Raw genomic sequence first — 13,565 nt, forward strand, 5'->3', positions numbered from 1 at the left:
GCGACGCACCCGAAGGCGATCACTCGGTTAGTGCGAACAGCCTGTGATTGAACAGCTGTTGGCACTGATTGCCTCTTCATCACTCGAAAGCTCTTCCATCGCAGCACGGAGCACTTTGATAAACACTGCCGGCTCCTGTGCACCGGAGATGTAGCGGTTGCCTTTGATCACGAACAACGGAATGCCGGTACCTAGTCCGTTCACTGCTGCTTCATCACTCAGGATTGCGGCTTCCGCCGAATCGAAACCAACGAGGTCTGTTGCCCCCACCTCTGTCGCCAGGTCCCGCAAGACCCGTTCGTCGAAGATATTCTTGCCCTCAGTCGTTCCGGCCAGATAAAGCCGCTCGACATAGCGTGCCTGCAGAGCCGGGTCAGAAATCGCCTTCACGTACTGGTGAGCGGCGGAGGTATCCCCGAAGCGCATGACGTCAAACCGGTAGTCCAGCCCCTCAAGTGCAGCACTTTCTTGCACGGCTTCCATGAACACGTCCGCTCGACCTTGGCTACCGGTTTTCTGTACCAAAGCCTGGTTGAAAGAGATCGGGGTCATGCCTTTGGCCAAGCGGTATGCACGCGGCACGATTTCAACTTCGACCTCATCCTTGAGATCATCAATGGCCTTCTCCAAGCGCCTCTTTGCTATCCAGCACCAGGGACAGACAAAGTCGGACCAGACCTCAACCGTAATTTTCTTCATGGAATCTCCTCTCTATCTGTCTCTGCTGGATAAGCTGCGAAAGCCACTCAGCTCTGAGGTTTGCTGTCCATGGCGTCCAGGACATGCGTGCTGTAAACCACTGCCGCACCAGCGTTCATGTTCACGGCCACACCAAGTGCCTCGGCAACTTCCTCGGTGGTGATGCCGAGCTTCTTGGCTTCTGCAGCGTGGAAAGCAATGCAACCATCGCAGCGCGTGGTGACAGCGACAGCCAGCGAGATCAGCTCACGGGTCTTGGCATCGAGGTGATTGGTTTTGCTACCTGCATTACCAAGCATTGCCACGCCCCGCAGGGTGTCAGGCGAATGTGCACCGAACTCTTTCAGACGGGCGCTTACATCGGTGACGGTTTGTTGCCAGTTAGGCATGCTAGACATGATTACCACCCTACTAGTTGATAGGTATGACTTACCAAAAAATGGGCCGAAACGGGTCGCGTATCGGCCCCCTTATTCGCAGATATCAGTACTCTGCGATCATCCGAAGAACTGCCATATTTACCATCTCACCGTCCTTGGTAGCCCAGTTAATGAAGCTCGATCCCTCAAGGATGCTGAGCAACAAGTAAGACTTCTCTCTGGACCCTCGCCCCTGGGGTAACTCACCAGCGGCAATGCCTTCGTCCATCACTCTGGTCAACCAGGACAACTGAACATCGAAGAAGCGTCGTGTCAGGCGCTGAAGCCCATCTGGCAGCGCAGCCATTTCAGCTGCCAGCGCGCCACACAAAGGCAAAAGACCACCCTCAGTGCTGGAGTAGAAAAGCACATAGAACGCCTTGAGCCTTTCTTCCGCACCTTTCTGATTGATCTCAATACGCTCGAACTCAGCCTGCACTTGCGAAACGTACTCTTCGACGATCGCGATACCCAGGTCTTCCTTTGTCGGGAAGTGGTAATGAATGCTTGCTTTGCGAATACCGACCGCATCAGCAAGATCCGCATAGCTGAACGCCGCATAGCCTTTGGTCCGCATCAGTCCTTCAGCGGCTTGAATTAACGCGTCCCGTGTTGCCAGTGCCATACATTCTCCTGCCTTCATCGCCCGACCAGAAAAGAGCGATTCCGGCCACTACTCAGACAGTTTACTTCCCTTGCTTGCGGGCGGCCATGACCCCACCGTCCACGTCCCACACTGCGCCGGTCACCCAAGACGCCTTGTCAGAGAGCAAGAACACAATGGACTCAGCCACATCCCGTGGGGTGCCGTTGCGACCCAGCGGGTGGAAGTTGTTGAAATCATTCAGCGCGCCTGCCAATTGCTCACCAGGGATGAAACGCTCGAAGATCTTGGTTTCCACAATGCCTGGGCTGACCGAGTTGACGCGAATGCCGTGCTGCGCCAGCTCGCCTGCCGCGTGCGTGGTCAGGGCATCCAGGCCCATTTTGGCCATGGAGTAGGCCGACGCTGGAACACCTTCGACGGCTTGGCGCGCAGCCACAGCAGTGACGTTCACGATCGAGCCAGGTTTGCCCTGAGCTACCAGCTGTGCTGCCACCTGACGGGTCAGGAAGAAGACAGCGCGGTTCAGGTTGAGGAAGTTGTCGTAATCCTCCAGCGAGTGCTCGATGAAAGCTTTCGGGTAGTAGATACCCGCGGAATTGACCATCAGGTCAATGTCCTTGTGGCTGGTGGCCAATTTCTCGATCAGTGCCTGGACACTGACAAAATCGGTCAAGTCGACCGCGTAGGCTACGACCTTATCTTCGCCAGCAACGGCAGCCAGTTGTTGGCGTGCTGCTTCGGCTTTCTCAGGGCGGTTACCCACGATCACCACCGAACCACCTTGCTCGGCGACCATCTGTGCGGTTTCCAGACCGATACCGCTCGTTCCACCTACCACCAGAAGCTTGCGACCTTTGAACTGCATGATGATGTCCTCTGTTCGTTTGTCTATCTACTAGTAGGTAGACTATTCCTCGATCTGACGAGTGTCAAGCTACCGCTGATCGGCGAGGCTGGATGGAAGCGAATCAGGTGAGTTGGGCTAAAGGCTTGGTGCCGGCGCGGGGAGCGGAATCAGCATCCCCTTTCCCGAGGCACGGACTACGTAGTTCTACGTAGCCTGCGCCCGTAGTACTGCGCATTTTCTTGTGGACGCAGGACGGCGAGAGTGTCGCCGTCCTGATAAGGGCACACAAAACAACAAAAGCCGTCGCCGGGTTTACCACCCGCGACAGGAGAATATTCGATGACCACACTGGCTACCCGAATTGCCTGGTTCGCCGTCGCCTTGCTGGGTGCATTTGCTCTAGGCACCCTGGCATTGCGCAGAGGCGAAGCCATCAGCGCCCTCTGGATCGTGACCGCTGCCGTCGCCATCTACCTGATTGCCTACCGCTACTACAGCTTGTTCATCGCCAACAAGGTGATGCAACTGGACGCCACGCGTGCTACCCCCGCCGTGCTCAACAACGATGGTCTGGACTACGTCCCGACTAACAAGCACATTCTCTTCGGCCATCACTTCGCTGCCATCGCCGGCGCAGGTCCGCTCGTGGGCCCGGTGCTCGCTGCGCAGATGGGCTACCTGCCCGGCACGCTCTGGCTGATCGCCGGCGTCGTTCTGGCCGGCGCGGTGCAGGACTTCATGGTGCTGTTCATCTCCACCCGCCGTAACGGCCGCTCCCTGGGCGAGCTGGTACGCGAGGAGATGGGTCCGATCCCCGGTACCATCGCGCTCTTCGGTGCCTTCCTGATCATGGTGATCATCCTCGCGGTGCTCTCCCTGATCGTGGTCAAGGCCCTAGCGGAAAGCCCCTGGGGCATGTTCACGGTGATGGCCACCTTGCCGATCGCGGTATTCATGGGCGTGTACATGCGCTACATCCGCCCAGGCCGCATCGGCGAGATCTCGGTGGTCGGCGTGGTGCTGCTGCTCGCCTCAATCTGGCTCGGTGGGATCGTCGCCGCCGATCCTTTCTGGGGCCCAGCGTTCACCTTCACCGGCGTGCAGATCACCTGGATGCTGATCGGCTATGGCTTTGTCGCCGCCGTGCTGCCAGTGTGGCTGATCCTGGCTCCGCGGGACTACCTGTCGACCTTCCTCAAGATCGGCACCATCGTCGCCCTGGCGATCGGTATCCTAGTCATCGCTCCTGACCTGAAAATGCCGGCCGTGACCCACTTCATCGATGGCACGGGCCCGGTGTGGAAGGGCGCGCTGTTCCCGTTCCTGTTCATCACCGTCGCCTGCGGCGCGGTGTCCGGCTTCCATGCACTGATCAGCTCGGGCACCACGCCGAAGCTGCTGGCCAATGAAAGCCACGCGCGCTACATCGGCTACGGCGCGATGCTGATGGAGTCCTTCGTCGCCATCATGGCCATCGTCGCCGCCTCGGTCATCGAGCCGGGCGTGTACTTCGCCATGAACAGCCCGGCCGCATTGGTTGGTGCGGATGTCACCAGCGTCGCGGCTACCGTCAGCAGCTGGGGCTTCACCATCACCCCTGAGGTCCTGCAACAGACGGCCAAGGACATCGGCGAACACACGATCCTGGCCCGCGCCGGCGGCGCGCCGACCTTGGCCGTGGGCATCGCTCAGATCCTCCACCAGGCGCTGCCAGGCGAGAACACCATGGCGTTCTGGTACCACTTCGCGATCCTGTTCGAGGCGCTGTTCATCCTCACCGCGGTCGATGCCGGTACCCGTGCCGGCCGCTTCATGCTGCAGGACCTGCTGGGCAATTTCGTGCCTGCGCTGAAGAAGACCGACTCGTGGACCGCCAACCTGACCGCCACCGCCGGTTGCGTGGCCATGTGGGGCTGGCTGCTGTACCAGGGGGTGATCGACCCGCTGGGCGGCATCAACACCCTGTGGCCGCTGTTTGGCATCTCCAACCAGATGCTGGCGGGCATCGCGCTTATGCTCGGCTGCGTAGTGCTGATCCGCATGAAGCGTCAGCGCTATGTCTGGGTGACCTTGGTGCCGGCGGTATGGTTGCTGATCTGCACCACCACGGCCGGGTTGATCAAGCTGCTCGACCCGAACCCTGCGATGGGCTTCCTGGCCTTGGCGAACAAGTACAGCACCGCCGCCGCCGCGGGCCAGGTGCTGGCCCCGGCGAAGGACCTAGCGCAGATGCAGCACGTTGTGTTCAACGCCTACACCAACGCGACCCTGACCGCGCTGTTCCTGCTGGTGGTCCTAAGCATTCTCTGGTTCGCGATCAAGGTCGGCCGCCAGGCCTGGGTCATACCCGAACGTACCGACAAGGAGTCGCCGTTCCAGCCACAACCCGATGCCTGAGGAGCCTGCCAGCATGTTCAATGACTTGAGCAAGATGGGCAAATACCTGGGGCAGGCCGCGCGGATGCTGGTCGGCATGCCAGACTATGACGCCTACGTGGAACACATGCAGGGCAAACACCCGGACAAGCCGGTTATGTCCTACGAGGCGTTCTTCCGCGAACGGCAGGAAGCGCGCTACGGCGGTGGCAGCGGACGCCCCGTTCGTTGCTGCTGAGCGTCTACTGATGCAAGCGAGCGCCACGCTCATCGTGGCGCTCTCGCGTTCCAGGGCTGGCAACCCGCATAGTGGCGTCGCCAGCTCCTCCTCGCCTCGGAAAAGTCCATGCAACTCAAGCACAAGATCGTCACCCTCAGTGTGCTGCCGCTGATCCTCTCGGTGCTGTTCATCTGCGTCCTCGTATTTGCTCAGAGCCGCAAGCTGGAAGAGGAACAGGCCCGCCTGGTGGAAAGCAGCATCATGACGTCGAAGAAGGCAGAGCTGAGAAACTACCTGAGCTTGGCGATGAGCCTCATCGCGCCGTTGTATGAAGGCAGTACCGACGATGATGCGACTCGCCAGCGCGCCTTGGAGATCCTGTCCCAAGCTAACTTCGGCCTTGATGGCTACTTCTTCGTGTACGACCAGCATGGCAAAAATCTAATGCACCCGAGGCAGGCCGAGTTGATTGGCAAGGACCTCATTACGCTGACCGACAAAAACGGATTACCGGTAATCCAGGCTCTACTCAAGAGCGCCCGGGAAGGCGATGGTTACCAACTGTACGACTGGCAAAAGCCGTCGACCGGACAGGTCACCGGCAAGCTGGCATACGTGGTGATGCTCGATCGCTGGGGCTGGATGCTCGGCACAGGCATCTACATCGACGATGTCGAGGTGGCGACCCTCAAGTCGCGCCAGGAGGTGGCCTCGGGCGTGCTGACGACAGTGATGGCGATCGCTTCGTTCTCGCTGGTTGCTGTGCTCGTAATCTTTGCTGGTGGCCTGATGCTGAACGTCAGTGAGCATCGCTTAGCCGACCGAAAGCTTTCCACACTCAACCAACGGATCGTGAACCTGCAGGAGGAGGAGCGCTCGCGGGTTTCGCGTGAACTGCATGATGGAATTAGCCAGGAGCTAGTATCAATCAAGTTTCAGTACGAACTGGCCGCCATCGAACTGGCCAATGGTCGAAGTGAGGGGTTGGAAAATCTTCGCAAAGGAACTTCGAGACTCGGAGCCGCCATCGGCGAGATACGTCGCATTTCCCATGATTTGCGCCCCTCGCTTTTGGACACGCTGGGACTGTCACCTGCCATCGAACAACATGTCATTGAGTTCGAGCAGCGCACCTCGATTCACACCCGGTATGAATGTGGAATGGATGCCACCGACATCGATACGGGGCTTAAACTGACACTGTTCCGCATCATCCAAGAGGCACTGGCGAACGTTGAGCGCCATGCGAAAGCCAACACCGCGATCGTCTCCGTCTCACTCCAGCAGGGCATGATTGTGCTACGGGTTGAGGACAACGGTGTCGGGTTTGACACTCGGGCAGCCGACGAAAGCCACGGCATCGGTCTGAGGAACATTCGCGAACGAGTGGATCACCACTTGGGTAGCGTTAGCATCACCTCTTCTTACGGCCGTACCGAACTGCAGGTGCAGATACCGGTTACGATCACTTGAGCAGCCTCGTCAATCGAACCCTTGAGAACTCCATGAGCGTAACCCACCCGGTCAGAATTGCTTTGGTCGACGACCACGTCCTTGTGCGCGATGGCGTCAAGGCTCTGCTAGGCGCGATCCCGCATTTCGAGGTAGTCGGTCAGGCCGAGTCAGGTGCCCAAGCAATTGAATTGGTAGCGAACACCGAGCTGGACATCCTCTTGGTCGATGTAGGGCTTCAGGACATGAATGGGTTGGAGCTCACGCGCAAGCTGCGTGACCTCTATCCGGATATCAAGATCCTCATGCTGAGCATGTATGACAATCAGGAGTATGTACGCACCTCTATCAGTTCAGGAGCACTCGGTTACGTGTTGAAGAACGCGCCGTCTGCAGAGCTCATCGCTGCCATTGAAGCCATCGCCGCAGGAGGAAGCTTCTACAGCTCGGAGATCACTCGCAAGCTCGCCGGGGGTAGCCGCGATGAGCACGATTTGACCCCTCGTGAGCTGCAAGTGCTTTCGATGATCGCCAAGGGCCATAACAACAAGGAAATGGCCCGCCAGCTGGATATCAGTGTACGAACAGTTGAAACCTATCGACTGAGCATTAGACGCAAGCTCAACATCGATACTCCCGCGGCAATCGTAAAATACGCCTTGGAGCATGGCCTGATGTCGATCTAAGCATGCCCAGCCGCCAATTCACTACTGCCGCCGATACCTGGATTTGAACGTCAGGAAAGCGCTCGTGATAACTCGACAAAAGCGGAGGTAGCCTTGCTGCAGCGGTGCTTTCCAGAGTACCAATACACAGGGTGCTCCGAAGGGAACCCCGCTTGAGCGCGGTCTCTGCCTCAGTGGAAAGGCGCAGCAGCTTATCGGCTAATGAGATGGAGAAGGTGCGAGTGATGCCGTTCGACGGTGTGGCGCCGGCGCGCTTCTTGAGATTTTTCTCGGCCCATCCAAAAGGTCGGAAAAACGCCGACGGCCATATGCACACCCGCGAAGCGCATCCCGTCGCCTCAGTGACGATGGAAGCGATTCCCACACTTGAATCTCTCATCGTACAGAGTCTATCCTCGCGCGGCATTTGAGATCACCCTGGCTGGAAGGCAGCCAAAACTGGAGCTTTTATGAAACCCGTCGATGAATCTGGCAACCCTGAACGTGAAGCGCAGATGGCCTTCTCATTCGAAGCGTTCGACGCTGGGGACCAGTCGCATCTGCAAATGCCTTCGCTGATCAAGTCCGCTGCAGCCTACCCTCTCGCCGAAAGTAAGGTTGTCGCTTTCCCGCAGCGCGCAATCTCCTCGGCCGACGCGGGGCTGATTGCTAGAGTCCTCCAGAGAACAAAGCACTTCGTCTAAAGCTGGAGTGACCGGTAGGACTTACCCACTCCAACGCACAGCCTGACTTCAAAGCGCCTGGTAAATCTCACTGGGCGTTTTTCATTTTGCCCTTGAGAAAAGCCGTTTAGGTCCTCAGGGTTTCCGTCCGGCCATGAGGGTGGTTGGAGATACATCCTCATTCCGAGCCATTATCTTGCACACGAGTCGCTTGAGCGAAAATAGAGATGATAGCTCGCAAGGTCTCCGGATTGGCCTCTGACCATGCCTGATCCTGTAAATCACGGAGCGCTTGCTGACTGGGAATCGGCCGAAACTCTTGGCTCGTGAGTTCGCAAACGTAGACGTGGAGGCCTTGCTCAATCGCTTGAGAGACCAATCGGTGCCAATAAAAATTGCCACCATCTATCGTCGTTTCCGCTGTCAGGAGGATATCGAAGTGCTGAACGATGTAGCAAAAAAGCACTTTCTGCGAAATATCACGAAGAGCCAGTGAATGCCGCCTATTCGGCGATCGCCAAACCAAATTGTGCGCTAGGTCGCGGTTGCTGGCTCTCGTCCCGCGCCTGAGCGTGACTTTGTCGTAATAGGCTACTGATAGATCCATGTCGTCGACTAAGGCGATTTCAAATTCATTCGCCGTCCCTAGTCGTTGGTCGACACGAATCCAACGATACCGAGGGTCAACCCGAAAACCCGACATCTCATTGATCTCGCTTACCTCGTCAGCCGCCGTAAGAGCTGCGTAAAAAGCGGAATTGTCGGCTGTGCGTGCGAGTAAAGCAGAAAGTGCACTGCGATCTTGAACGGCAAGGGACATGTGGGCGTCTCCGAGGAAGTTTTTGTCGAAACACTCAAGCTATACGACGCCGCTCAGATTCTACAATCACGAGTGAGGAATAGAGTCTGCCCCAATGAGTCCATTCCGGGAAGGACCGGTCGATCAAGTCACATCCCTGTGCTCGACCACCTGGCGGCTAAAACCGGGGAAGCTACCCAAGCTAGACTGATTTCCTTCGGGACGTCGCACCCCCGACCGTATATTCAAGGAACAATGACTTTTGTTCTTCCTCGCTCAACCGCGGAGCTGCTAGCCTCCGAGTGGTGGCCTTCTTGGGCTTTTGGTCACCAGGCTGAATAATTTGGTTTTTCGCGGCCCGCTCTGACGCGTTCATGGCGGAGTCGAAGATCGTTGCGGCCACTTGCTTATCTCGCTCCGCGATGACCGACTGTTTCACGCTGCTCGTATAAGTCTTCGGTAGATCAAACGGACACCATAAGTCCGACCGAGTTTTCCGCACCCGGCGTTCACCTAGCGCTAAATTATGGAGATCCTGGACATCCCCAGCATTTGCGGTGAACTCGGCAGAGCGAAAGGCACTACCAAGATCGTCCATCTCAATCCAAGTCCGCCCAGACTTGCGACTTTCAACGTACGCCTGCTTGAGCAGATGTACCGCGATCCGCTTGATTCCAAAAGTGTATCGATAGAGCTCTGCGGCAAAATTTCTCCCTCGAGTACGAATGTGACCACCACTCACCCTGACGCACTCATCGACATATGCTTTCCAATCTTTACTTCCAACCTCGTCGGGTAGCATGATCCGAGGTTCTGCGAGCAAACGCTGCTTGTCTTCATTATTACGCTTGAAGAGCTTATGCCCAAGACTGAAATTAGAGACAAAAACTGCTGGCGGACCTATTCGCATCAATGTCAATAGAATGGTCACGATCTTCGCTATCCCCAAGCCCAAACTAATATGTTGAGTTTCATCAAGCAGCAGTAACGACACTAGATCCCTGTACGCACGCCGTCGACACTCAAGCAGCAGCTTGTCAAAATTGACAGCCTTATGATTCGACTCTCCGAACAAAAACCACAACAGCAGGCTTTTGCGGCTCTCCTTGCCTTCAGCACTGGCATACCAGTAAGACTCCAGATTGAGAACTCCGTCAAAATATGGTGATTGCAACTCAGACGGACCGGGCATGACTTTTTTCAGAGCCTCAATGGTTCGGCTTTTACCCAGCCCGGCCAAGCCCGTTAGACATATTGGTACGACCTCAGCCACGGGGGGAGTATAAATCTTCGCTTGGTGCTCGGCCTCGCTTGAGAAAACATGGCAATGATGCATAAAAGCTCGGCTAACCATTTCATGGATAAAATCGATTGAGAATTGATTAGGTATGAACGACTGCCTCAGTGCATCTTCGAGTATTTTTGCTGCCATCAATGGTTCAGCGCTAGCTAGCGATAAAACGGGACTAGGTTTGACCGTAATGGTCTTCCGGACGTATTCATCGTCCAGAGCTAATCTAAACCTGTCTTGCAATAATGCGGTCATCTCTATTTTCCTCGGCTTCTATCAAAGTCCGATTTATCACGCTTCGAAGCTGCGCTCTTGGACGATCCGCCTTTAGTACGCTTAACCGCCTGCCAATCCTCTCCAGTTTCATGCTTGAATGCGTCCCGCTGGACTTGCTGCAAGGCTGCCCTCTGGTCATTTACTTTCTCTACCGCAGCTCGCTTGAGCCGATCTAGATTTCTCAGATCGCTTAGAGAGATGTCGCTATCGCCCTCAAGGGTCCTCAGAGTCCGCACCATATCGAGCTCGTACAGCACACCGTCCAAATCGATCCAGACATGGCGGACGCACATAGTGAGCGCATACACAGTGGTTTTGACCACCGCACTCTTCGCTACTCGGTCAAAGATTCCGGTAGCTTCCAGTTCAGTAGACCTGTATTTACGACCATAGAAATATACGGCGTCTTGTTTGATGGTCGCAGGATGCTGGGAAAGGAAGGTTCTGACGGCAACATCAAACTGCATCCCAATTGAGGAGTCACGTCCACGTCCACTCCAATAATTCCAGACGCCGATAGGCGTAGCTTTCACTCCGGCCAGAAACATGGCTTCCTCCATCCTGCCGCTAGCGTCTGACCCCAAGTTATCCTCCAACACCTGCCTGATCTCCCGCCTGGCCATGGTGACGAAATTCAGCTTGCTCTGTAGGACTTCCGGCTGCTCCAAATCCTTTTTATCTCGTGGATGCGATGACTCAACTGTCGACTTTGATTGACCCGAAAAGACCGGAGTAAGCTCCAGTTCACCCAGCCAATCGATCTGTGGCTCGACATCATAGTTTGCACCGGGACCTCTATCAAAAATGACGCTCCCGGAAAGCCCTTCGCAGGGCCAATGTTCGGGTGAGATCTCAACGCCAAAGAGTTCACAGAATTTGACCTTATTCAAGGCCATAGAGAACATACACATCCGGTAGGACTCCATATTCTCTCTCCCTTCAGAGAACCCAATTCCAACAATCGCACCCGAAACTCCGCACACTGCACGAACTACGCAAAATGAATCGACGATGCTACCTTCACTAAGGCCGCTTAGTTTCTCAGAAATATAATACCCATCAAATTCGAGCAGCTGATTAACATTAATCAACTTCTCTGAGAAACTACCTTTATCACCTGATCTCGCACGGGCTCTGTTCCCTCCTCTTTGCGCTATTTCTCGTTTGCGTAGGCTGAAAAGCTTCCTGACCCAGTATTTAACTTGCGCCATTGATGGGTAAGGAAGTCCCTGTGGGTGACGAAAAACGAAATCTCCTCTTTGTTCCACGGCGACACATCCGAATTCATTGGTCAAGATTTCTCGAATAATCCTGTTCCAAGTATGCTTTGGCGATGTATATCGTACATATCCCGAGCTTATTTTTTGCTGCATTTCCTTATCACAGGGATATCCAGCTTTTTTTCCCTTGGGCGATGGTCGCCCAAGCTTCACTGTGCGATTTGCGCCTGCTCGGTCCCAACTTCCGGAGTAGTGGCTACGGGGCATCAAGGCCCACTTATTGCGCCCAAACGTGATATATGTGTAGAACCATAGACGTAACCGAGCAGGATTCTGTATCGGAGTAGAGAGAGCTGCATGTGCATTGATTTCAGCGTCAGGGTTTGTGTGCATGAGAATTTTTTGGGCGTTGAGAACTAGGTCGGCAATCGCCATAAAGCGTCGGTTAACCTTCTCATCATAGGACTCTTTAACTGAAACGCGACATTCCTCTAAATGAGAGATTTTCACACCTTCGATACGTTTTAACCAAGGCGGAAATTTTTCCACCACTCCCGTCTCGATAATTAAACCTGCCTCCAGAGCTTCTTCGAACTCGGATGTGGTGAAGGTGAATATGACTGGAATAGGCTCTTTGCGAAGAATGAACTCAACCATCCGAACTCGGTTATGAAAAGGATCATTCACCAGAAAATAGTAGATCACGCCCTTACAGAGTTGTCCAAAACCTTCGGGCGCCACCAACTGCGCGCCGGTTATCATGAGGATTTCTCCGTAAAAAGGGAGCCATATACCTGCAGCGGATCTCCTCGCTCCATTTCCAAAGGATGGTCAATCAGGATTGGCTGGAAGAAATTTACTTTTAAACGTCCCTCCCATATGTCTTGGTAAAACCGCGCCGTAAATTGTCTAGGATCACCCCACCGTTTACCAAATTTGGAGATCACAATATAAGCCGGCTCGCCCCTGGCAAGAAAATCTGTGACCTCAGCACTGAATTCGGCCAGAAGCTCGACTGGGTGCGATAGCGACACGTTATGCATCGGAAAAATCAGGCCCAGATTGGCTTGAACCGTGGGTGCAATATTGTCCAAGGACGCCTTGACCGTTCGAATTCCGGCGCTCGCGTAGTAAGCCGTCTCCAGCTCCGTACGCCCCTCCGCGTAATCACGATCTTTACTTTGCTGAAAAGGGGTTTTCAAGCTGGACAGACGTCGTTCGCCAAAGGCCTCGCTTTGATCCTTGATCGTCCAATTCACGGCGTAGGGAACACCGTTTTCCCCTAGTAGGTAAAGAAGGAGGTCACCTTGGTAGGGGAACGGCATCCTACGCCAGACCCCCTTATCCCGCACTGTGACTTCGACATGCTTGAAGCCGATTTCCGTTGCGATGTCAGTAGTCCCGCGTACCGGTGGGGGGAATCCCCCCTTCATGAGTGGATGGCCACTCAACGGGTGGGGCGCATCGTATGGCCAGAGCATTTTTTGCTCATGAATGTCGAGTAAGCATGGAGAGTGCAAAGCGAGCTGAATGAAAACACGCTCGGGATTGGACATTGCATGGATAGCCCGATTGAGCTTGCGGCTATTCAAGCGAGAGATACGAGATTTTTTTGGGGCTTCTCGGGGAACCGCCAAGGTTGAGGGAACGTATGGCTCGCCCCAGCGGAAGTCCCTCTGACGACCCATGATGAGATCGAATTTCTGTTGCATGTTCATATTGAGCCTTCCTATGTCGTAGGAAAAAGCGCCGCAGCCCGACTGGGGATAATTTGTCAGGCTCCCGGCGAACCCTTGCCACACGGGCATCCAGCAGCACATTGCACTGTGGATAACACCAACTTTCTTGTGGATGAACGAAGTCGTGCGGGACTTGACGTCCCACATGCAAGGGATAGACAATGGAAGGGTCAGGGTTCGAAAACTGACTTATCCACAGAGACCCCAGGTCGCACTGGGGTCTTTGTCTACCTGACTTCAAGTAGCTTTCTGAGCTAGCTTCGAGATGTCAT

Annotated in this window: 15 protein-coding genes; 6 read left to right on the forward strand and 9 right to left on the reverse strand. The window is 55.2% G+C overall.

The genetic code is table 11. The features are described 5' to 3' along the window. Positions 1–27: 27 nt before the first annotated feature. The 4 genes from AC2T3R_RS26165 to AC2T3R_RS26180 form a co-directional block, all read right to left on the reverse strand. Positions 28–699 carry a DsbA family oxidoreductase gene (locus AC2T3R_RS26165; RefSeq protein WP_332728739.1) on the reverse strand — a complete coding sequence of 224 codons (672 nt, stop codon included), beginning with the start codon at positions 697–699 and terminating at the stop codon, positions 28–30. Between the two features lie 47 nt (positions 700–746). Continuing rightward, complete coding sequence (locus AC2T3R_RS26170) at positions 747–1,088, reverse strand: carboxymuconolactone decarboxylase family protein (protein ID WP_064491857.1); 342 nt, start codon at positions 1,086–1,088, stop codon at positions 747–749. Positions 1,089–1,182: 94 nt separating this feature from the next. Next, complete coding sequence (locus AC2T3R_RS26175; RefSeq protein ID WP_064491856.1) at positions 1,183–1,743, reverse strand: TetR/AcrR family transcriptional regulator; 561 nt, start codon at positions 1,741–1,743, stop codon at positions 1,183–1,185. A gap of 61 nt (positions 1,744–1,804) precedes the next feature. After that, positions 1,805–2,590, reverse strand: coding sequence for an SDR family NAD(P)-dependent oxidoreductase (locus AC2T3R_RS26180; protein WP_064491855.1), 786 nt, complete (start codon positions 2,588–2,590; stop codon positions 1,805–1,807). A gap of 321 nt (positions 2,591–2,911) precedes the next feature. On the opposite strand from AC2T3R_RS26180, the gene AC2T3R_RS26185 reads away from it, so the two are divergent. From AC2T3R_RS26185 to AC2T3R_RS26200, 4 genes are all read left to right on the forward strand, one after another. Further along, a complete protein-coding gene (locus AC2T3R_RS26185) occupies positions 2,912–4,969 on the forward strand; it encodes a carbon starvation CstA family protein (RefSeq protein WP_064491854.1) in 2,058 nt (685 codons plus the stop codon). A gap of 13 nt (positions 4,970–4,982) precedes the next feature. Beyond that, positions 4,983–5,186, forward strand: coding sequence for a YbdD/YjiX family protein (locus AC2T3R_RS26190; RefSeq protein ID WP_064491885.1), 204 nt, complete (start codon positions 4,983–4,985; stop codon positions 5,184–5,186). Between the two features lie 108 nt (positions 5,187–5,294). Beyond that, complete coding sequence (locus tag AC2T3R_RS26195) at positions 5,295–6,641, forward strand: cache domain-containing protein (RefSeq protein WP_064491853.1); 1,347 nt, start codon at positions 5,295–5,297, stop codon at positions 6,639–6,641. A gap of 32 nt (positions 6,642–6,673) precedes the next feature. Beyond that, positions 6,674–7,306: a response regulator gene (locus AC2T3R_RS26200; protein ID WP_064491852.1), complete on the forward strand. Its 633-nt coding sequence runs from the start codon at positions 6,674–6,676 to the stop codon at positions 7,304–7,306. Here the strand turns inward: AC2T3R_RS26200 and AC2T3R_RS26205 are convergent. Beyond that, entirely contained in the window at positions 7,242–7,616 is a 375-nt protein-coding gene (locus tag AC2T3R_RS26205; protein WP_414933393.1) for a LysR substrate-binding domain-containing protein, read from the reverse strand. The two genes, AC2T3R_RS26200 and AC2T3R_RS26205, sit on opposite strands and share 65 nt — an antisense overlap. Here AC2T3R_RS26205 and AC2T3R_RS26210 point away from each other — a divergent pair. Beyond that, positions 7,531–7,716, forward strand: coding sequence for a hypothetical protein (locus AC2T3R_RS26210; protein WP_332728975.1), 186 nt, complete (start codon positions 7,531–7,533; stop codon positions 7,714–7,716). The genes AC2T3R_RS26205 and AC2T3R_RS26210 overlap by 86 nt on opposite strands. Positions 7,717–7,755: 39 nt before the next feature. After that, complete coding sequence (locus AC2T3R_RS26215) at positions 7,756–7,989, forward strand: hypothetical protein (protein WP_064491846.1); 234 nt, start codon at positions 7,756–7,758, stop codon at positions 7,987–7,989. Between the two features lie 157 nt (positions 7,990–8,146). Here AC2T3R_RS26215 and AC2T3R_RS26220 read toward each other — a convergent pair whose 3' ends face one another. The 4 genes from AC2T3R_RS26220 to AC2T3R_RS26235 form a co-directional block, all read right to left on the reverse strand. Next, positions 8,147–8,788, reverse strand: a complete 642-nt coding sequence (locus tag AC2T3R_RS26220; protein ID WP_332728738.1) for a hypothetical protein — start codon at positions 8,786–8,788, stop codon at positions 8,147–8,149. 181 nt (positions 8,789–8,969) lie between these two features. Beyond that, positions 8,970–10,313 carry a P-loop NTPase family protein gene (locus AC2T3R_RS26225; protein WP_332728737.1) on the reverse strand — a complete coding sequence of 448 codons (1,344 nt, stop codon included), beginning with the start codon at positions 10,311–10,313 and terminating at the stop codon, positions 8,970–8,972. A gap of 2 nt (positions 10,314–10,315) precedes the next feature. After that, entirely contained in the window at positions 10,316–12,316 is a 2,001-nt protein-coding gene (locus tag AC2T3R_RS26230; protein ID WP_064491476.1) for a hypothetical protein, read from the reverse strand. Then, positions 12,313–13,272, reverse strand: coding sequence for a PDDEXK family nuclease (locus AC2T3R_RS26235; protein ID WP_231114241.1), 960 nt, complete (start codon positions 13,270–13,272; stop codon positions 12,313–12,315). The genes AC2T3R_RS26230 and AC2T3R_RS26235 overlap by 4 nt, the downstream gene beginning before the upstream one ends. Between the last annotated feature and the right edge of the window lie 293 nt (positions 13,273–13,565).

This window comes from Pseudomonas sp. PVC-5-1 (assembly GCF_057444345.1).

Excerpts from the sequence above, each read along its gene's own strand:
- AC2T3R_RS26165 (WP_332728739.1), bottom strand. The coding sequence starts at position 699 with ATGAAGAAAATTACGGTTGAGGTCTGGTCCGACTTTGTCTGTCCCTGG.
- AC2T3R_RS26170 (WP_064491857.1), bottom strand. The coding sequence starts at position 1,088 with ATGCCTAACTGGCAACAAACCGTCACCGATGTAAGCGCCCGTCTGAAA.
- AC2T3R_RS26175 (WP_064491856.1), bottom strand. The coding sequence starts at position 1,743 with ATGGCACTGGCAACACGGGACGCGTTAATTCAAGCCGCTGAAGGACTG.
- AC2T3R_RS26180 (WP_064491855.1), bottom strand. The coding sequence starts at position 2,590 with ATGCAGTTCAAAGGTCGCAAGCTTCTGGTGGTAGGTGGAACGAGCGGT.
- AC2T3R_RS26185 (WP_064491854.1), top strand. The coding sequence starts at position 2,912 with ATGACCACACTGGCTACCCGAATTGCCTGGTTCGCCGTCGCCTTGCTG.
- AC2T3R_RS26190 (WP_064491885.1), top strand. The coding sequence starts at position 4,983 with ATGTTCAATGACTTGAGCAAGATGGGCAAATACCTGGGGCAGGCCGCG.
- AC2T3R_RS26195 (WP_064491853.1), top strand. The coding sequence starts at position 5,295 with ATGCAACTCAAGCACAAGATCGTCACCCTCAGTGTGCTGCCGCTGATC.
- AC2T3R_RS26200 (WP_064491852.1), top strand. The coding sequence starts at position 6,674 with ATGAGCGTAACCCACCCGGTCAGAATTGCTTTGGTCGACGACCACGTC.
- AC2T3R_RS26210 (WP_332728975.1), top strand. The coding sequence starts at position 7,531 with ATGCCGTTCGACGGTGTGGCGCCGGCGCGCTTCTTGAGATTTTTCTCG.
- AC2T3R_RS26215 (WP_064491846.1), top strand. The coding sequence starts at position 7,756 with ATGAAACCCGTCGATGAATCTGGCAACCCTGAACGTGAAGCGCAGATG.
- AC2T3R_RS26220 (WP_332728738.1), bottom strand. The coding sequence starts at position 8,788 with ATGTCCCTTGCCGTTCAAGATCGCAGTGCACTTTCTGCTTTACTCGCA.
- AC2T3R_RS26225 (WP_332728737.1), bottom strand. The coding sequence starts at position 10,313 with ATGACCGCATTATTGCAAGACAGGTTTAGATTAGCTCTGGACGATGAA.
- AC2T3R_RS26230 (WP_064491476.1), bottom strand. The coding sequence starts at position 12,316 with ATGATAACCGGCGCGCAGTTGGTGGCGCCCGAAGGTTTTGGACAACTC.
- AC2T3R_RS26235 (WP_231114241.1), bottom strand. The coding sequence starts at position 13,272 with ATGAACATGCAACAGAAATTCGATCTCATCATGGGTCGTCAGAGGGAC.